Here is a 19,059-nt window from a genome sequence, read left to right on the forward strand (position 1 = left end):
GCCAGCGTCACACCACCGATACTTCCAGCGTCGCGATGCCATCGACGCCGCAGGACAGCGTGTCACCCCGCAGGATGGGACCGACGCCAGCTGGCGTTCCGGTCATGATGACGTCGCCCGCAGCGAGCGTAAAGAGCTTCGAAAGTTCTACCACGATCTCCGGCAGTTTCCAGATCATCTGGTTGAGGTCGCCGGACTGCTTTCGCACGCCGTTGACGTCGAGGAAGATGGCGCCTGTCTGCGGATGGCCCACCCTGGAGGCCGGGACAAGCGCCGAAACAGGCGCCGATGCCTCGAAAGCCTTGGCCGCTTCCCAGGGGCGCCCCGCCTTCTTCAGCCCGTCTTGCACGTCGCGGCGGGTGAAATCGATGCCGACACCGTAACCCCAGACACAGTCGAGCGCCTGTTCGGCAACAATGTTTTGCCCGCCGGTCTTCAATGCCATCACCAGTTCCACCTCGAAATGGACATTGCTGGACAACGGCGGATAGGGAAAGCGCCCGTCGGTCACCAGATTGTCCGGGTTTTTCTGGAAGAAGAAAGGCGGCTCGCGGGAGGGATCGTGCCCCATTTCGATGGCATGGTCTGCATAGTTGCGGCCGACGCAATAGACCCGCCGCACCGGAAAGACGGCATCCGACCCTGCCACCGGCAGGGTCACGGGCTTCGGAGCGGGAAAGACGGTGACGGGCAGTATGGCCATGGGGCATCCTTCGTTCGGCTGGCGATCATCCGGCCTTCTTCCTAGAGCAGCATTCCGATTCTGTCTCGCTTTTCGTCGGTGCACAAGAACGCCGTGGCGGCGATTTTCCGGGTTGGATCGCCTCTCTCATCGACCCTGTCGCGAAGGTCTGGGCAGCCTGCAATCCGTGGTTCTTGTTGTGCCGTGATCCGACGTTGCAGACGGCGCTTGAGGTGCGGGCGCAACGCAGCTAGGTTCATGACATCCATCTTATTTATCAGGTTGCACGCGCGGGCGTTTCTATCAGAGGCACGACGATGAAAATACGCCTTGCGGTGATGACGCTGATCGCGCTGCTGCCCGCGCTCGCGATGCTGGCTTATAACGAATTGAAGCTGCGCAACGAGCGTCAGGCCGAAATCCACCAGCAGGCCATCCGTTCGTCGCAACAGTTTTCCATGGAGATCGAAACGATTCTTGAGGGGCTGCGCGGCCTGCTGATTGCCACGGCCGCCATTCCGGCCATCACCGACGGCAATCCGGCCGCCTGCGGCCAGACGCTGAACGCCGTCTCCGCACGCCTGGACGATTATGTCGGCAACATTTTCGTGCTTGATCGCAACGGACGCCTGCTGTGCGACAGTCTCAACTGGCCGACAGGAACCGATTTTTCCGACCGCGAGTATGTGCGCCGCGCACTTGTTTCGGACGATGTCGTCATTGCCGGCTACACGATTGCCCGCGTATCGAACCGTGCGGTGCTGCCGGTTGCGTTGCGTCTGAAGCGCAATGGGGAAACGGTTGGCGTGATCGCAACCGGGCTGCGGCTGGACTGGCTGCAGGCCCGCGTATTCCAGAGGGACATCGTCGCCGGCGGCTCTGTGACCATTTCCGACCGCAATGGCGTCATCGTGGCCCGCAACCCCGATCCGCAATCCTTCGTGGGAACCACCATCCCGCAGGCCTATCGCCATCTGATCACGGCATCCGCGCCCGGGTCCCTTGAAGTGGTCAGCCAGGATGGCACGACCCGCATCCTCGGCTACCAGCCGGTATCGGACAAGAACCCGCTCTATGTCAGCGCCGGGATTGCCCGCAACGAAGCCTTCGCGCAGTTGAACACGGCGGCGCTGACCGGCATTCTCTTTATCCTCTCCGGCTGCCTGATTGCCTTCGTTGCGGCCAATTATGTCGGCCAGCGCTTCATCCTCGAGCCGGTACAGCACATCGTGCGCACCGTGACGCGCTGGCGGGATGGCGATCTCGCCGCACGCACCGGAATGCGGGCGGATCGCGGCGAACTCGGCCTTGTCGGGACCTCCATCGATGGCCTTCTCGACGAGATCGACCGGCAGCGGCGCCTGTCGGCGCAGGCGGAAGAGAAGCGGCGGCTGATGGCTCGCGAACTCTCGCATCGGGTCAAGAACACGCTGTCCGTCATCCAGGCGATCGTCCGCCAGACCTTTCGCGGCCAGAACGAGCAGATGGCTTCTTTCCAGAAGCGGCTGCAGGCGCTGGCGGGCGGCTATGACGTGCTCCTCTCGGAAGATGAGCAAGGCGCCTCGCTGCACGAACTCATCGAGCATGTGATGCGGCCGCTGCATGATATCGACGGCGGAACCGTTCGCGTGGATGGCCCTCACTGCCTGCTGGGGGCCGAACTGGCTGTGGCGCTTTCTCTGATCCTGCACGAACTCGGCACCAATGCGCTGAAATACGGCAGTCTCTCCGGCCCGGAGGGGCGCCTGTCGATCACCTGGCTGACGGCAGAGGAGCGTCTGACGCTTACCTGGATGGAGCGGGGTGGTCCCGCCGTCCAGCAAAGCGAGCGGGAAGGTTTTGGGTCGAAGCTGATCCGTCTTGCCATTCCGGCGAGCCACGACCCGCAGATCGACGCAGATTTCCGACGGGAAGGTCTCCATTTCACCCTCAGCTTCAGGCTGTCTGCACCGGGCAATATCTGACGGCATGTGCGATCCGCATTGCCGAGCAGGAAGGGCCGTGCAGGCGCAACCGCACAACCGAATCGTGTCCTCATTTTCGCAACCTTGAATATGCACGGAAACGAAACGGGAATAATCTGCGAATGAAATCGAAACGGTGGCCAGCGGAATCCCGCTGGCGAATGGTTCGACGAGTTGAGGAATTATTGTCGCGGCCGTTCGCACCGGTGCTGCGCGATGACCGGCGAACTCTGCAGCCGAGCGAGGTTGAGGCGGGAGGAACTGGTGTCCTGCGACCATCGTTATGGCGCAACCGGCTTGCCCGCCGCTCTCTTACTGCGGCCCTGCGACGTTCTTGCATGTGGAAAGCGGTGGACAGGCAGCGTTTCCGGATGAACTTTCGCCCAAAATAGGGCATGGCACGCGTGCCTCTGCTTATTCCGTGGTCAATTTGTTTTCTTGACTTCAAAATGGGCGATCTCTATCCATTTACCAAATGGTAAAATCCAGGGGAACGTGACCGATGACCGATAAACTGCTTCTCTCCCGTCGTGGCGTGCTTGCTTCCGGCCTTGCACTGAGCGCAACCGCCTTCATTCCGTCCGTGCGCGCCGCCGCACCGATCAAGGTCGCCGGTATTCACGGCTCACCGGTCGAAAACGCGTGGAACTCGGTGCTGCACAAGGCGCTTCAGGACGCCGCCAAGGAAGGCGTGATCGAATATGTCTTTTCCGAAGGCGTGTCCGGCACCGACTATCCGCGTGCCATGCGCGAATATGCCGAGCAGGGTGCCAAGCTGATCATCGGCGAGACCTTCCCGGTCGAGAAGCAGGCCCGCGAAGTGGCTGCCGATTATCCCGAAACCGCCTTCGTGATGGGCTCCAGCGGCAAGCAGGCCGGTGACAATTTCGGCGTGTTCGGCACCTGGAATTTTGACGGCGCCTATCTCGCCGGCATGCTGGCCGGCAAGATGACCAAGTCGAACGTTGTCGGTTCCGTCGGCGCCATGCCGATCCCGGAAGTCAACATGCTGATCAACGCCTTCGGCGCCGGCGTGAAGGCCGTCAACCCGAACGCCAAGCATCTCGTCACCTTCATCGGCACCTTCTTCGATCCGCCGAAGGCGCGTGAAGCCGGCCTCGCCCAGATCGATGCCGGCGCGGATATCCTGTTCGGCGAGCGTATCGGTACGGCCGATGCCGCCAAGGAACGCAAGATCAAGTCGATCGGCTCGCTGATCGATTACACGCCGCGCTACCCTGACACGGTCTTTGCCAATGCGCTGTGGAATTTCCGCCCGATCCTCAACGCCGCGCTCGCCGATGTGGCCGCCGGCAAGCCGACCGGCCGCGATTACACCGCCTATGGCCTGATGAAGGAAGGCGGCAGCGATATCGTCTACGTCAAGGGCGTGGCACCGGCCGATGCGGAAGCGGCGATGGAGGCCAAGCGCGCCGAGATCAAGGCCGGCAAATTCGAAGTGCCGAAGATCATGGACGAGCCGAAGTAATTCTTTCCATGATGGCAGATGCAACGGCGCTGGCAGAGGCGATTGCCTGCGGCCACCTTTCCAGCCGGGAGGCCATGCAGGCTTCCCTTTTGGCGGCGCAGGCCGCGCGGGATCTCGGCGCCATTGCCTATGAGGATGCTGAGAAGGGGCGTGCCTCGGCAGATCGGATCGACGGTCTGCCGCTTCAGGACCGTCGCGCCATGCCGTTTGCCGGCGTTCCGACGCTGGCAAAGGATCTGGGCGGCCCCTTTGCAGGCTTTCCCGTCACTGCCGGCTCGCGCCTGATGGCGCGGCGCGGCGGGATGGTTGATTCGGATCTCGCTGAACGCTTTCGGGCGGCGGGCTTCTGTCTCTTCGGTCTCACCACCAGTCCGGAATTCGGCCTGTCGCTGGCAAGCGAACCGGCGATCGGTCCTGTGGCGCGCAATCCGCTGGCGCCGGAACTTTCGGCCGGCGGCTCCTCCGGCGGTGCCGCTGCTGCCGTGGCGGCCGGCATCGTCTCGATTGCCCATGCGACCGATGCGGGCGGTTCCATCCGCGTGCCGGCTGCCTGCTGCGGCCTTGTCGGCCTGAAGCCGAGCCGCGGCCTGATGCCGGCCGGGCCGCAATTCGGCAATCACCTGGGCGGGATTGCCACCGAACTCGCCGTCTGCCGCTCCGTGCGGGATGCGCATGCGATCCTTGCGGTCCTCTCGGGCCAGGCGCATGGACCCTATCCGCCGGTGGCGACGCAGCCGGCTCCTTCGGGTGGTTTGCGGATCGGTGTCCTGACCGAGACCGGGAAGGACCTGCCGACGACGCCCGAGCGATGCAATGTGGTGGAGGATGCGGCGCGCCATCTGGAATCCACCGGCCATCGATGGGTCCCGATCTCCGTCTCCGCCGTCGAGGCGATTGCGGCCACCAGCCAGCGCGCCTTTGTCGACATCGTCTGCATCAATCTTGCCGACACGTTCACGCGCTTCAATCTCGATGCGGCGAAGACGGAGGTGCTGACGCAGGCGGTCATCGAGCGCGGCCTGTCGCTGTCGGCCCGCAGCCTGTGGCAGAGCCTGAATGCCATGGTTCTCGTCAGCCGCGATCTGTGGCGCCTGTTCGATGACATTGACTGCCTGTTGAGCCCGATCCTGTCATCCGCGCCTTTGCCGATCGGTTCCTTCCCCAGCGATCATACGGATACCGACCTGCATTTCCACCGCATGGCCGCCTTCGCGCCGCTGGCAGCGCTTGCCAATGCCTCCGGTTTTCCGGCGCTCACGCTGCCCTTTGGTGCGGATGCAGAGGGTTTGCCGCTACCGGTGCAGCTGATGGCACCGATGGGGGCAGAAGCTCTGCTGTTGCGGCTGGCCGCCGAACTGGAGCAGGATGGCCGCTGGCAGCACCGTTTCCCGATTGCAGGATGGCCCGCATGAGCACACCGGTTCTTCAGATCGAGGGCGTCAGCAAGCGCTTCGGTACGACGCTTGCCAACGACAATATCTCGCTGTCGCTGGCAAAGGGCGAGATCGTGGCACTGCTCGGTGAAAACGGCGCCGGCAAGACGACGCTGATGAGCATTCTCTTCGGTCATTATGTGCCCGATACCGGTCGCGTGCTGGTGGATGGCGAAGCCTTGCCGCCGGGCAAGCCGCGTGCGGCCATCCGCGCCGGCATCGGCATGGTGCATCAGCATTTTGCGCTCGCGCCCAATCTTACGGTTCTGGAAAACGTCACGACCGGCACCGAAAGCCTCTGGTCGCTCAGCCTCAAGCGCGCGGAGGCCCGCGCAAGGCTTCTCTCCATCTCGCAGCGTTTCGGTCTGAAGGTCGATCCCGATGCGCGACTTGGCGACCTCTCGGTCGGCGAGCAGCAGCGCGTGGAAATTCTCAAGGCGCTCTACAACGAGGCGCGTATCCTCGTCCTTGATGAGCCGACCGCCGTTCTGACACAGATCGAGGCCGAGCATCTGTTTGCCACGTTGAAGGACATGGCGCGCCAGGGGCTTTCGCTGATCTTCATTTCGCACAAGCTGGATGAGGTTATGTCCACCGCAGATCGCGTGGTCGTGCTGCGCGGCGGTCGTCATGTGGCCGAGCGCAAGGCTGCCGAAACCAGCAAGGCTGAACTCGCTGAACTGATGGTTGGGCGCACGGTCGAGCGCCCGGTGCGCGATGCCTCGACACCCGGAGACATTGTGCTGGAGGCGGCGGCCGTGACGGTGCGCAGCGGCGGCGTCGATCGCCTGAAGGCGGTGGATTTTCGCCTGCGGGCCGGCGAAATTCTCGGCATCATCGGCGTTTCCGGCAATGGCCAGGCCGTGCTCGCGCAGCTTCTCTCCGGCACCGCTGTCAGATCGAGCGGAGACCTGCTGCTCTATGGCAAGCCGGTCGAAAGCCTGTCGGTCGCTGATGTGGTCTCCGCCGGCATCGGGCGCGTTCCGGAGGATCGCAACAGGGAGGGCGCCATCGGCGAGATGGCGATTTGGGAAAACGCGGTTCTGGAGCGCCTTGGCGCCTTCTCCCGTCACGGTCTGGTCGATCGCAGACGGGGCATGGCCTTTGCGCAGAAGATCATCGATGCCTTCGATGTGCGCGGCGGAACGCCCGGCAGCCGCACACGCCTGCTCTCCGGCGGCAACATGCAGAAGCTCATCCTCGGCCGCAATCTGATCGAGCGGCCGCGAATCCTGCTTGCCGCACAGCCGGCACGCGGGCTGGACGAAGGCGCTGTGGCGGCCGTGCATGAACGTATTCTCGAAGCGCGCCGGCAGGGAACGGCCGTGCTTCTGATTTCCGAGGATCTGGACGAGGTGATGGCGCTTGCCGATCGCATTCAGGCGATTGTCGGCGGCCGGCTTTCGCCGCCCATTGCGGCGGAAGAGGCGTCGGCCCGCCGCCTTGGCCTGATGATATCAGGCGAATGGCCGGGCAGCGAAGCACGGCAGGAAGAGGGGATCCATGCGGTTTGAACGGCGCGAACACAGACCGGTGGCCCTGGTCGTCGCCACGCCGCTGATCGCGGTTGCGGCAGCGCTCGCGATTGCCGGCATCCTGATTGCCATTGCCGGCGCGCCGGTGCTCGAAGCCTACTGGCGCATCCTGAAAGGCGCCTATGGCTCGCGCCTTTCCACCACGGAAACCCTGACACGGGCCACGCCGCTGATCCTGACCGGCCTTGCCGCCGCGGTCGCCTTCCGCGCGCGTCTGTGGAACATCGGCGGCGAGGGGCAGCTTTATCTCGGTGCCATCATGGTCGCCTGGGCAAGTTCCCACCTCATTGGCTCCTGGCCCTCCGCCGTGCAGATTCCGGCTCTTCTCATTCTCGGGGCGCTGGCGGGCATGGTGCTGCTGCTGGTGCCTCTGTGGCTGCGCCTGCGCTTCTCCGTGGATGAGGTGGTGACGACGCTGCTTTTGAATTTCGTCGCGGTCCTCTTCGTGTCCATGCTCATCGACACCGTGTTGAAGGATCCGACCGCCTTCGGCTGGCCGCAGTCGCAATCGGTTGCCGATGCGGCGATGCTGCCGAAGCTGCTGGCGCGCTCGCGTCTTAACCTCGGGCTGGTCATCGCCGTTGTGCTGGCGCTGGTGCTGGCCTTCGTGCAGTCGCGCACGGTGTTTGGCATGCGGGCAAGGGCAGCGGGTCTCAACCCGACGGGCGCAGTATTTGCCGGCGTGCCGCTGGGCCGCACGCTGGTCGTTGTTGCCTGCATCTCCGGGGGGCTTGCGGGGCTTGCCGGTGCCGTGGAAGTCATGGGCGTGAAAGGCTATGTCACCACCGATCTTTCACCGGGCTATGGCTATTCCGGCATTGTGGTGGCCATGCTTGCCAATCTCAACCCGCTTGGCGTGGTGCTCACGGGCCTCTTCACCGCCACCATGTTCGTGGGCGCCGATGGCATGAGCCGCGCCATGGGAATCCCGAGCTATATTGCCGATGTCATCGTGGCGCTGTCGCTGCTGACCATGCTGGTTGCGGTCTTCTTCACCCAGTACAGGATCCGCCGATGAGCGCCGTTCTTGACATCATCGCCTCTGCCGGTCTCTGGGCTGCCGTGCTGCGTATCGCCACACCGCTCATTCTCGGCACGCTGGGTGCACTTCTGAGCGAAAGGTCCGGCGTCTTGAACCTCGGCATCGAGGGCATCATGACCTTCGGTGCCATGATCGGCTGGCTCTCCGTCTATCATGGCGCGGATCTCTGGACCGGCTTTCTGGTTGCCGCTTTGGCGGGTGCGCTTTTCGGCCTGCTGCATGCAGTCCTCACCGTAACGCTCGGCCTGTCGCAGCATGTGTCCGGTCTCGGTGTCACGCTGTTTGCATCAAGCTTCAGCTATTATGTGTTTCGTCTGGCCGTGCCGGTGGCCGGCACGCCGCCCACCATCAAGCCGTTCCAGCCGATTGCTATTCCGGGCCTCAGCGATCTGCCCTTTGTCGGTCCGGCCTTTTTCGCCCAGACGCCCCCGACTTATGTGGCCATCCTTCTGGCGCTGGTGCTGGCCTACCTCGTCTTCCGCACGCCGCTCGGGCTTGCCATCCGCATGACCGGCGAGAACCCGCATGCGGCGGAAGCGCAGGGCATCAACCCCATGGTGGTGCGCTATGGCGCAGTGATGGCCGGCAGCGCGTTGATGGCCATGGCCGGCGCCTTCCTGACGCTGTCGGCCTTCAACAGCTTCTTTCCCACCATGGTGCAGGGGCGTGGCTGGATCTGCATCGCGCTCGTCGTGTTTGCCTCGTGGCGGCCGGAGCGGGCGCTCTTGGGTGCGCTTCTGTTTGCCTTCTTCGATGGCTTCCAGCTTCGCCTGCAAACGGTGCTGGGCGGTGCGGTGCCCTATCAACTGTTTCTGATGATCCCCTATATCCTGTCGATTGCCGCTCTTGCCGTCATGGCGCGGCGTGCGCGCGTTCCGCAGGCTCTCATGCAACCCTATCGGCGCGGGGAGCGCTGACCGGAGGACAATCCATGTTCGATCTCATCATTCGCAACGCCAACCTGCCGGATGGCCGGGAGGGTTTTGACATCGGTCTGACGGGCGGCAGGATCAAGGCGATCGAGAAGCGCATCGATGCCACAGCTCGCGAGGAACTCGATGCTACGGGGCGGCTGGTCAGCCCGCCTTTCTGCGATCCGCATTTCCACATGGATGCCACGCTCTCGCTCGGCATGCCGCGCATGAACGTGTCCGGTACGCTTCTGGAAGGCATTGCGCTCTGGGGCGAATTGCGGCCGCTTCTGACCAAGGAAGCACTGGTGGAGAGGGCATTGCGCTACTGCGATCTTGCCGTATCCCAGGGCCTCTTGTTCATCCGCAGCCATGTCGACACCTCCGATCCGCGGCTGGTCACGGCAGAAGCGCTGATCGAGGTGCGCGAGCGGGTGGCACCCTATATCACGCTGCAACTCGTGGCCTTTCCGCAGGACGGATACTACCGCGCGGCCGAAGGCGAGAAATCGCTCGAGCGCGCGCTCGACATGGGCCTCGATATCGTCGGCGGCATTCCGCATTTCGAACGCACCATGGAGGATGGCCGCCGCTCGCTGGAAGCGCTCTGCCGCATCGCTGCCGAGCGCGGCCTGCCGGTCGATATTCATTGCGACGAGACCGACGACCCCATGTCCCGCCATATCGAAACGCTGGCAGCCGAGACGGTGCGCTACGGTCTGCAGGGCAGGGTGGCGGGCTCGCACCTCACCTCCATGCACTCCATGGACAATTATTATGTCTCCAAGCTCATTCCGCTGATGGCGGAAGCCGAGATCAATGTCATCCCCAATCCGCTGATCAACATCATGCTGCAGGGACGGCACGATACCTATCCGAAGCGCCGCGGCCTGACGCGGGTGCGCGAACTGATGGCGGCGGGGCTCAACGTCTCCTTCGGGCAGGACTGCACCATGGATCCCTGGTACTCCATGGGCTCCGCCGACATGCTGGAGGTCGGCCACATGGCGATCCACGTGGCCCAGATGGGCGGCATCGAGGACAAGCAGAAGATTTTCGATGCGCTGACCGTCAATTCGGCAAAGACCATGGGCCTCGAAGGCTACGGGCTCGAGGTGGACTGCAAGGCGGATCTGGTCATCCTGCAGGCCGCTGACGTGATCGAGGCGCTGCGCCTGAAGCCGACGCGGCTTTACGTCGTGAAGGGCGGCAAGGTGATTTCCCGCTCAGCGCCGCGCATTGGTGAACTCTTCCTCGAAGGCCGGCCCCAAAGCATCGATCCGGGCCGGGACTACGTGCCGAGGTCGGCGGGCTGACGGACCGTCGGAGCATCGTTTCTCCGTGTCGGAATGACAGCAGTCCGCCACTCAGGACAGCGCCTGGGTGGCAAGGCCGTAGACCATCGGTTCTCCGGCCTCTGGATGGAGGCTGGTCCAGCGTCCGTTGAGCGACATGCTGGTCACCGTGTCGAAGATCGTCATGCCGCAGGAGAGCACGAACTGTGCGAAGGCGCCGCCTTTCTGGCGCGTGTCGATGCGCAGGAATGTGCCTGCATGGCTTTCCACATGCGGCCGCATGACGGCAATTGCATCGCAATCCGTTGCGGCGACCACCGGACCGACCACGTGCCCGCGTCCGAACGGCCGGCAGAGCGCATAGGCGACGACGCGTCCGTCGCGGACCAGCGCGGTGCCAGCGGAGAGGGGGCGAAGGGCTTCGAGCGTGCGGTGGCGTAGGGCGCCATAGCCGCGGGCATCCAGCGCGGCGATCTCGTCCCACGGTGCCGAGGGCAGGAGCAAGAGACTGCCCTCCACGGAACGATCGGGGCATGGCGGAACAACCGCCTCTCCCTGACACTGATAGACCGTTGCCTCCCGCTGGAAGCCGAGCGATGTGTAGAGTTGGCGGGCCTGGCGGGTGGCATTGAGCCCGAGACGACGATCGCCAATGCCTTCCAGAATATGCTCCATCATCGTGCGGCCGGCCCCCTGTGCCTGCAGCCGTGGTGAGGTGATGACCATGCCGACGGTTGCGAAGTGAGGGGCATGGTCGAAGCGCATGGCGGACCCCAGCACCCGGCCTATGCTGTCGCGTGCCACGATACCGCGGCCGAGCGAAAGCACCGTCGTCCAGTCCTGCGGGCGGTGCGGCCAGCCCACGGCAAGCGAAAGCGCATGCAGGGAGGCAAGGTCCGCCTCCATGATATCGGCAATCTCAAGTTCGAACGATTCCAGCCGGATCGAGGCTGTGTTGTCCATCGCTGTCGTTCTCCCATCTGCATCATGCTCGCCGCAGCACAGTCATAGCGTGTTTTCTGCCAAACAATCCGCTGCTTGAACGGCCTCTTTCGAAACAATCGGCTGCCGGGCGCGGGGGCTTTGGCAGGCGCAGGGTGCTGGGTGGCCTATGATGCGTGACAGTGAAGGCGTGGGCAAAGCCACGCCATGCTCGCCGTCATGTCCGGGAATACAGATGACCTTTCTCTTCCATTCCGATGCCAGGCGCGGCGCGATTTTTCGCGATGCCTTTGCGGCCGCCCTGCCGGATCTTCCCTTCGCGATGGAGGCATCCTCTGTTGATCCCTCGGATGTGCGCTATCTGATCACCTGGACCGTGCCGGAGGATATCGGGCGCTACCGCAATCTCGAAATCCTGTTTTCCATCGGGGCCGGGGTCGATCAGTTTCACCTCGATGCGGTGCCGGATCACGTCCAGGTGGTGCGTATGGTCGAAGATGGCATCGTGCGCATGATGCAGGAATATGTGGTCCTGGCGGTGCTTGCGCTGCATCGCCAGATGCCCGCCTATCTTGCCAGCCAGAAGAAAGGAAGCTGGCAGCCACTGGCACAGCCGCAGGCCATGGAGCGGCGGATCGGTGTGCTCGGCCTTGGACAGTTGGGAGAGGCGGTGCTGGAGCGCCTGAAGCCCTTCGCCTTTCCGCTGGCCGGCTGGAGCCGTTCGGCACGGCAGATCGACGGCGTTCACTGCCATCATGGCGAAGCCGGACTTGCGGCCTTGCTGGCCTCCACCGACATTCTGGTCTGTCTGCTGCCGCTGACGGAGGAAACGCGCGGTGTCCTCAACCGCGATCTGTTCAAGCGGCTTCCGGCCGGCGCATCACTGGTGCATGTCGGGCGCGGGCCGCAACTGAACGACGATGATCTGCTCGCGGCTCTCGATGATGGCCATCTGTCCGGTGCCGTCATTGATGTCACGGATCCCGAGCCGCTGCCGGCAGACCATCCCTTCTGGCCGCATCCGAAAATCATCCTCACACCCCACGTTGCCAGCGTCACGCAGCCGGAAACGGCAGCCCGTGCCGTCATCGACAATATCCGGCGCCATCGTGCCGGCCTTGCGCCTGTCGGTCTCGTCGACCGGCGGCGCGGTTACTGATCCACCGCCTTCGTATTCAAGGACAAGACCATGTCATTGCTGAAAACCATCGATCCCGCCCCTGCCTTCGAGCCAAAGCATGCGCTGCCGGCGCCGGAGCGGCTGATCTCCGGCAGCCCGGCCTTCAAGACCTGGGCGCAGGACAGCGCGAGAAATGGCACCGTCAATACAGGTGTCTGGGAGGCCACGCCCGGCGAAACCCATTCGATCAAGGGTGAGACCTTTGAATTCTGCCATATCCTGGAAGGGGTGATCGAACTGACGGAGCAGGGCAAGGCGCCGGTGATCTACCGCGCCGGCGACAGCTTCGTGATGAAGCCGGGTTATGTCGGCGTCTGGAAGACGATCGAGACCGTTCGCAAGATCTACGTCACCGTGTCCTGAGCGATCCGTCGATGTCGCTCAGCTTCGATCCCGACCGCCTCGATCTGCCGCAGGGACACTTCATCGCCGGCCGCCATGTTCCGACAGCCGGCGTGCTTCCCATGCACCGCCCGTCAGATGGGGTTGAGTTTGCATCCTGTCCGGTCGCCTCGGCGGATCTGGTCGATCAGGCAGTCGCAAGCGCTGGCAAAGCGCTTGCCGAAAGCGGCTGGGCCACCTGCGCGCCCCGCCAGCGCACCCGGGTGCTGCAGCGTTGGGCGGACCTGATGGAAGAGGAGGCGGTGCGGCTCGCGCAACTGGAAGCCATCTGCTCCACGCGTCCGGTGGGCCAGCTGATTGCCGGAGATATCGCCGTCACGGCGGAGCAGATCCGCTTCTTTGCGGAGTTCGCCGACAAGGAAGGCAGCGATCTGGTGCCGACCGGAGCGGACAGCCTTGGCATGATCGTGAGTGAGCCCTATGGGGTGGTCGGCGCCATCACGCCTTGGAACGTGCCGCTGTCCATGGCCGGCTGGAAGCTTGGGCCGGCGCTGGCGGCCGGCAATGCCGTGGTGCTGAAGCCCTCGGAGATGACCCCCTATTCCACGCTCTTCATGGCAGAGCTTGCCGTGCGGGCCGGCGTGCCGGCCGGCCTTATCAACATCGTGCTGGGTGACGGACCGACGACCGGCGCTGCCATCACCGCCCACCCGGATATCGCCAAGGTGAGTTTCACAGGCTCGAGCGGCGCGGGGGCGTCGATCATGGAAAACATCGCCCGCAGTGGCGTAAAGCCGGTGACGCTCGAACTCGGGGGCAAGAGCCCGCAGGTGGTGTTTGCCGATGCGGATCTGGATCTCGCCGCCCATGCCATCGCCACCAGCATCCTCGCCAATGCCGGCCAGGCCTGTGTGGCCGGTTCGCGCCTCGTCGTGGAAGAGCGCGTCGCCGCACCGGTTCTTGACATCATTGTGAGGCGCATACGCGCGGTCGCTGCAGGCCCCACCTGGGACGAGCACAGCAGCTATTCGCCGATCATCTCGGAGCGCCAGCGCCGGCGCATTGATGGTATGGTGCAACAGGCCATCGAGGCCGGTGCGGAGTGCCTGACGGGCGGTGCGGCGATCGATCATCCCGGCTATTTCTATGCGCCGACGCTGCTTGCCGGTGTGGCGCAGGATTCGATGGCCGTCCGGGAGGAAATCTTCGGTCCCGTGCTGACGGTGCAGACTTTCCGCGACGAGGAGGAAGCAATGCTGCTTGCCGATCATCCGGTCTATGGGCTGGCGGCAGGCCTCTTTACCCGTGATCTGTCGCGGGCCGTGCGGCTCAGCCGCCGGCTGCAGGCAGGAACGGTCTGGGTGAACCGCTACAGCCGCTCGCGCGACCACATCCTGCCGACCGGTGGTTACAAACGCTCCGGTATCGGCAAGGATCTGGGTCGCGAGGCCTATCTCGCCAATCGCAAGACGAAGAGCGTGCTGATCAATCTCTAGGGAACACGGCCATGAAGAGCTACACGATCGCATTGATTCCCGGTGACGGCATTGGCGTGCCCGTCACCGACGCCGCCTGGCAGGTGCTGGAGCAGGTGGCGAAAACGCATCGCTTCGCACTGTCTGCAACCCGCTTTCCCTGGTCCTGTGATTTCTACCGGAAGACCGGCGCCATGATGCCGCCCGATGGCATCGAGACGTTACGCGGCTTCGATGCCATCCTTCTGGGTGCCGTCGGCTGGCCGGCGGAGGTGCCGGATTCGGTGTCGCTGCATGGCCTGCTTCTGCCGATCCGCAAGGCCTTCGTGCAATATGCCAATATCCGGCCGCACCGCCTGCTGCCGGGCGTCGAGGGGCCGTTGAAGGCGGAGCGTTTCGACATTCTCTGCATCCGCGAAAACACCGAGGGCGAATATGCGGGCGCCGGTGGCCGCGTGCATCAGGGCACGGCCGATGAGGTGGCGGTCGAAACCTCCATCTTCACCCGGGCGGGTGTCGAGCGCATCCTGCGCTTCGGCTTCGAGCAGGCCCGTGCGCGTCGCGGCAGGCTCGCCTCCGTCACCAAGTCCAATGCGCAGAAATATTCCATGGTGTTCTGGGACGAAATCACCGCCAAGCTTGCGGCTCAATATCCCGACGTGACGGTAACGAGCTATCACATCGATGCCATGGCCGCGCGCATGGTGATGGCGCCGGAGAGCCTCGATGTCGTGGTTGCCTCGAACCTGTTCGGCGACATCCTGACCGATCTCGGCGCGGCGATCCAGGGTGGTCTTGGCTTTGCCGCCTCCGCCAATATCAATCCGGACCGCTCCGCGCCGTCGATGTTCGAGCCTGTCCACGGCTCGGCGCCGGATATCGCCCATCTCGGCATAGCCAATCCGATGGCCGCCATCTGGTCTGCGGCGATGATGCTGGAGCATCTCGGCGAGAGCGAGGGGGCAAAGGCAATCATGGTCGCGCTGGAGCAAACCACTGCACGCGGCATCGGCACGATACCCGGAAAACACAGGACTGATGACATTACGGCGGCCGTGCTTGTCGCGCTCGGCGCCTGAGGAGATGATGATGATCGACAGATTGAAGGACAGGTCGCTGTTTCGCCAGCAGGCGCTGGTTGACGGAGCATGGGTGGAGGCGGCGGATCGCCGCAGGGTCGACGTCATCGATCCTGCCTCGCAGGAGGTGCTGGGCAGGGTGCCCGATCTCGGCGCAGCCGAGACGCAGGCTGCGATCGATGCGGCAGAGCGGGCCTTTCGCACCTGGAAGAGAAAAACCCATGCCGAACGCGCCCTGTTGCTGGAAGCCTGGCATGACCTGATGCTGGACAACCTTGAGGATCTGGCACTGATCCTGACACTGGAGCAGGGCAAGCCGCTGGCCGAGTCGCGCGGCGAAATCCGCTATGGCGCTTCTTTCGTCAAATGGTTCGCCGAGGAGGCGCGTCGCGTCGGAGGCACGACCATTCCGGCACCGACCGCGGATCGTCGTATTCTGGTGCTGAAGGAGCCGGTGGGCGTCTGCGGCATCATTACGCCCTGGAATTTCCCCAATGCGATGATCACCCGCAAGGTGGCTCCGGCGCTGGCCGCCGGCTGTACGGTGGTCATCAAGCCCTCGGAATTCACGCCGTTTTCCGCCCTGGCACTTGGTTTGCTGGCGCAACGCGCCGGCATTCCGGCTGGGGTGATCAACATCGTCACAGGCATGCCGACCGCAATCGGCAATGCGCTGATGGCATCCGAGCAGGTGCGCAAGATTTCCTTCACGGGCTCCACGCGGGTCGGGGCGCTGCTGATGCGCGGTTCTGCCGATACCATCAAGCGGCTGTCGCTGGAGCTTGGCGGCAATGCGCCCTTCATCGTGTTCGACGATGCGGATCTGGATCTGGCTGTCGAAGGCGCCATTGCCTCGAAATTCCGCAATGGCGGCCAGACCTGCGTCTGCTCCAACCGCATCCTGGTTCAGGCGGGGATCTATGATGCCTTTGCCGCAAAGCTCTCTGCCAGGGTGGCGGCGATGAAGGTCGGCCCCGGCACCGATGCCGATGTGCAGATCGGGCCGATGATCAACAAGGCTGCCATCGAGAAGATCGAGCGTCATATCCGGGATGCCGTGTCCAAGGGCGCCAGGATCGTGTCCGCGCAGCCGGCCATGCCGGACGGCGGGCAGTATGCGGCACCGGTCGTCTTGGGTGAGGCGACGGTGGAGATGCTGCTGGCCAGCGAGGAAACCTTCGGCCCGGTCGCCCCGCTCTTCCGCTTCGAGACAGAAGAGGAGGCGATCGCGATCGCCAACGGCACGCCCTTCGGTCTTGCCGCCTATTTCTACACCGAGAACCTCAGGCGCTCCTGGCGCGTCGCCGAGGCGCTGGAAGCGGGCATGATCGGTCTCAATACCGGAGCCATTTCCATGGAAGTGGCGCCCTTCGGCGGTGTCAAGCAGTCGGGGCTCGGCCGTGAAGGCTCGCAGTTCGGTATCGAGGAATATCTTGAGCTCAAGACCTTCCATATTGGCGGACTGTCCTGATCTGAGAAAAGAAGGGGCGATCCCGAGGCCGTCGGGACCGCCCCAGGCGGGGAGGAACGGGGAACGATGCGCGTTACTGGATCCTGTCCAGTGCCTTGTAATAGAGCCCGACCAGTGGCAGGAACCAGGGCTTGCCGAAATGTCCGGGAACCGCCGGCCAGTCGAGGCCCTGCAGGGGATTGCGGTCGGGGCGACCCAGAATGGCATCGGCCAGCACCATGCCGAGATGGGTGGATAACTGGGCACCGTGGCCGGAATAGCCCATGGCGTACCACAAGCCATCGTGATAGCCGGCGCGGGGATAACGGTCCTTCGTCATGTCGACCATTCCGCCCCAGCAATACTCGATCTCCACCTTTGCCAGCTGCGGGAATATCGCGGCAAGGCTCGTGCGCAGGATCTCGCCGCTGCGGGCATCCGATCGCTGGTCGGAGGTGGCGGAAAAGCGGGCACGTCCACCGAAGATCAGGCGATTGTCGGGCGCCAGCCGCCAGTAATTGCCGATGTTCATCGAGTTCACGCAGGTGCGGTTGCCCGGCATGGTGGCTGCCACTTCCTTGTCCGTCAGCGGGCGGGTGGCGATGATGAAGCTGCCGACGGCAATGATGCGGCGACGGAAATAGGAAAAGTTCCGTGTCGTATAGGCGCCTGTCGCGACAATGACATTGGAGGCCGTCAGGCGTCCGCGACTTGTTTCGATCCGGTGTACGCCCCCGGATTGCGTTTGCGAGACGACGCGGGTCTTTTCGAAGATCGTCGCGCCATGACGGGCGGCGGCAGCGGCAAGGCCCGTCACGTAGCGGCCCATGTGCATCATGGCGCTCTTCTTCGAGAGCATGGCGCCATGGAAGGACGAACCGACTTCAGCCTTCAGATCCTCGGAGGAAAGAAGGGCCGTCTCGGCATCGACCTCTGCGTGGATCGCTTCGAAATTGCGGGCAATGGCGGCAAAGTGCTGCGGTTTGGAGGCAAGCTTCAGCTTGCCGGCGCGGCGAAAGCTGCAGTCGATCCCTTCCTCGGCGATCACGCTTTCCAGGGTGTCGATGCAGTCATCCAGAGCCCTGTAGAGCGCGATCGCCCGTTCCTTGCCCAGTTCGGCTTTGGCAGCGAGATAGGAATGGGCAAGACCATTGTTGAGGTGGCCGCCATTGCGGCCGGAGGCGCCGAAGCCGATATGTTCCGCCTCCAGTACGGCGACCCGCGCACCGCCCCTGGCGAGCTGCAGAGCAGCTCCGAGCCCCGTGAAGCCGCCGCCGATGACGGCCACGTCGAAATGACCCTCGACGGGCGCCGTGCTGGCGCCGGCAAAGGCCGGCGCGGTGTCATGCCAGTAGGAGACGAACTTCATCGGATCAGGCTTTCCCTCAGAGGCCGAACACGCCGGGCAGGGCGGAGATGTTGGGGATCTCCACATATCCGTAATAGGGATTGGCCGGCTCGTGGCCCCGGTTGACCCAGACCTTGTTCCGGATGCCGAGGTCATGTGCCGACATCAGGTCATAGCGGAAGGAGGACGAGCAGTGGACGATGTCCTCAGGCCCGCAGCCCAGCATGTCGAACATGTATTCGAAGGCCTTGAAGCGCGGTTTGTAGGCCTGCGCCTGTTCTGCCGTGTAGACGGCATGGAAGGGCGCCCCGAGCTGGGCGACATTCGACATGATCTGCGCGTTCATCGCATTGGAGAGAATGACAAGCGGTATCTCGCTTGCCACCTTGGCAAGGCCTGCCGGCACATCCGCATGCGGCCCCCAGGTCGGTACGCGCTGATAGACCATCTCGGCGTCTTCCGGCTTGAAAGGCACATTGTTGCGCTTGCAGGTGCGCTCCAGCGCATTGTGAACCACGTCCGCATAGGGCTTCCAGTCCCCCATGATTTCATCCAGACGATAGGCGGAGAAATTCCGGATGAACGCATCCATCGCCTCCTTGCCCAGGCGCTCGCCGTAAAGGTCCATGGCTGCTTCCGCCATCTGGTAGTGAATGAGCGTGCCGTGGCAGTCGAAGGTGACGTATTTCGGACGGAATGTGGGCATTGGTTTCCCCTTGAGGTTCTGCTGGCAACCATCATAGGCAACCGCCACCGTGCGGACGCACCGCATTCGGCAGGACAAGAAGCAGATTGTTCCGTATCCCGGCTGCGGCAAAGCAGAGAGTTGCGTGCGCTGTTACCGCAAATGGTCGGTATCGGCAGAATTTCCTGCCGCTGCAGCAGCGGTGTT

General features: G+C 63.7%; 16 protein-coding genes. 12 read left to right on the top strand and 4 right to left on the bottom strand.

Annotation, left to right across the window (positions count from 1 at the left end; genetic code table 11):
* Positions 1–7: 7 nt before the first annotated feature.
* A complete protein-coding gene (locus F3H95_RS13510) occupies positions 8–703 on the bottom strand; it encodes a fumarylacetoacetate hydrolase family protein (protein ID WP_188134383.1) in 696 nt (231 codons plus the stop codon).
* 296 nt (positions 704–999) lie between these two features.
* Between F3H95_RS13510 and F3H95_RS13515 the strand changes: the two genes are divergently transcribed.
* The 7 genes from F3H95_RS13515 to F3H95_RS13545 all read left to right on the top strand — a co-directional run bounded on the left by F3H95_RS13515 (position 1,000) and on the right by F3H95_RS13545 (position 10,372).
* Complete coding sequence (locus F3H95_RS13515; RefSeq protein ID WP_149746374.1) at positions 1,000–2,646, top strand: sensor histidine kinase; 1,647 nt, start codon at positions 1,000–1,002, stop codon at positions 2,644–2,646.
* 502 nt (positions 2,647–3,148) lie between these two features.
* Positions 3,149–4,135 (top strand): BMP family protein, encoded by a 987-nt coding sequence (locus F3H95_RS13520; RefSeq protein ID WP_149746375.1) that lies wholly within the window; start codon positions 3,149–3,151, stop codon positions 4,133–4,135.
* Between the two features lie 8 nt (positions 4,136–4,143).
* Positions 4,144–5,547, top strand: a complete 1,404-nt coding sequence (locus F3H95_RS13525; protein WP_149746376.1) for an amidase — start codon at positions 4,144–4,146, stop codon at positions 5,545–5,547.
* Positions 5,544–7,082, top strand: coding sequence for an ABC transporter ATP-binding protein (locus F3H95_RS13530; protein ID WP_149746377.1), 1,539 nt, complete (start codon positions 5,544–5,546; stop codon positions 7,080–7,082). Before F3H95_RS13525 ends, F3H95_RS13530 begins: the two co-directional genes overlap by 4 nt.
* Positions 7,072–8,121 carry an ABC transporter permease gene (locus F3H95_RS13535; RefSeq protein ID WP_149746378.1) on the top strand — a complete coding sequence of 350 codons (1,050 nt, stop codon included), beginning with the start codon at positions 7,072–7,074 and terminating at the stop codon, positions 8,119–8,121. The genes F3H95_RS13530 and F3H95_RS13535 overlap by 11 nt, the downstream gene beginning before the upstream one ends.
* Positions 8,118–9,062, top strand: coding sequence for an ABC transporter permease (locus F3H95_RS13540; RefSeq protein WP_143124406.1), 945 nt, complete (start codon positions 8,118–8,120; stop codon positions 9,060–9,062). The genes F3H95_RS13535 and F3H95_RS13540 overlap by 4 nt, the downstream gene beginning before the upstream one ends.
* Before the next feature lie 14 nt (positions 9,063–9,076).
* Positions 9,077–10,372 (top strand): amidohydrolase family protein, encoded by a 1,296-nt coding sequence (locus tag F3H95_RS13545; RefSeq protein ID WP_149746379.1) that lies wholly within the window; start codon positions 9,077–9,079, stop codon positions 10,370–10,372.
* A 51-nt stretch (positions 10,373–10,423) separates the two neighbouring features.
* Here F3H95_RS13545 and F3H95_RS13550 read toward each other — a convergent pair whose 3' ends face one another.
* A complete protein-coding gene (locus tag F3H95_RS13550) occupies positions 10,424–11,314 on the bottom strand; it encodes a GNAT family N-acetyltransferase (protein WP_149746380.1) in 891 nt (296 codons plus the stop codon).
* A 214-nt stretch (positions 11,315–11,528) separates the two neighbouring features.
* On the opposite strand from F3H95_RS13550, the gene F3H95_RS13555 reads away from it, so the two are divergent.
* From F3H95_RS13555 to F3H95_RS13575, 5 genes are read left to right on the top strand one after another with little or no spacing between them, the layout of a single operon-like run.
* Positions 11,529–12,452 (top strand): glyoxylate/hydroxypyruvate reductase A, encoded by a 924-nt coding sequence (locus tag F3H95_RS13555; protein ID WP_149746381.1) that lies wholly within the window; start codon positions 11,529–11,531, stop codon positions 12,450–12,452.
* A 30-nt stretch (positions 12,453–12,482) separates the two neighbouring features.
* Entirely contained in the window at positions 12,483–12,836 is a 354-nt protein-coding gene (locus F3H95_RS13560) for a cupin domain-containing protein (protein WP_143124402.1), read from the top strand.
* A gap of 11 nt (positions 12,837–12,847) precedes the next feature.
* Positions 12,848–14,311, top strand: coding sequence for an aldehyde dehydrogenase family protein (locus tag F3H95_RS13565; RefSeq protein WP_149746382.1), 1,464 nt, complete (start codon positions 12,848–12,850; stop codon positions 14,309–14,311).
* Between the two features lie 11 nt (positions 14,312–14,322).
* A complete protein-coding gene (locus F3H95_RS13570; RefSeq protein ID WP_149746383.1) occupies positions 14,323–15,369 on the top strand; it encodes a tartrate dehydrogenase in 1,047 nt (348 codons plus the stop codon).
* A gap of 13 nt (positions 15,370–15,382) precedes the next feature.
* Entirely contained in the window at positions 15,383–16,840 is a 1,458-nt protein-coding gene (locus F3H95_RS13575) for an NAD-dependent succinate-semialdehyde dehydrogenase (protein ID WP_280177843.1), read from the top strand.
* A 73-nt stretch (positions 16,841–16,913) separates the two neighbouring features.
* Here the strand turns inward: F3H95_RS13575 and F3H95_RS13580 are convergent, their stop codons facing one another.
* Positions 16,914–18,188: an FAD-binding oxidoreductase gene (locus tag F3H95_RS13580; RefSeq protein ID WP_143124398.1), complete on the bottom strand. Its 1,275-nt coding sequence runs from the start codon at positions 18,186–18,188 to the stop codon at positions 16,914–16,916.
* A gap of 16 nt (positions 18,189–18,204) precedes the next feature.
* Positions 18,205–18,873, bottom strand: a complete 669-nt coding sequence (locus F3H95_RS13585; protein ID WP_143124397.1) for a haloacid dehalogenase type II — start codon at positions 18,871–18,873, stop codon at positions 18,205–18,207.
* Positions 18,874–19,059: the final 186 nt, after the last annotated feature.

This window comes from Rhizobium sp. RU35A, from assembly GCF_900156005.1.
Taxonomy (GTDB): Bacteria; Pseudomonadota; Alphaproteobacteria; order Rhizobiales; family Rhizobiaceae; genus Neorhizobium; species Neorhizobium straminoryzae.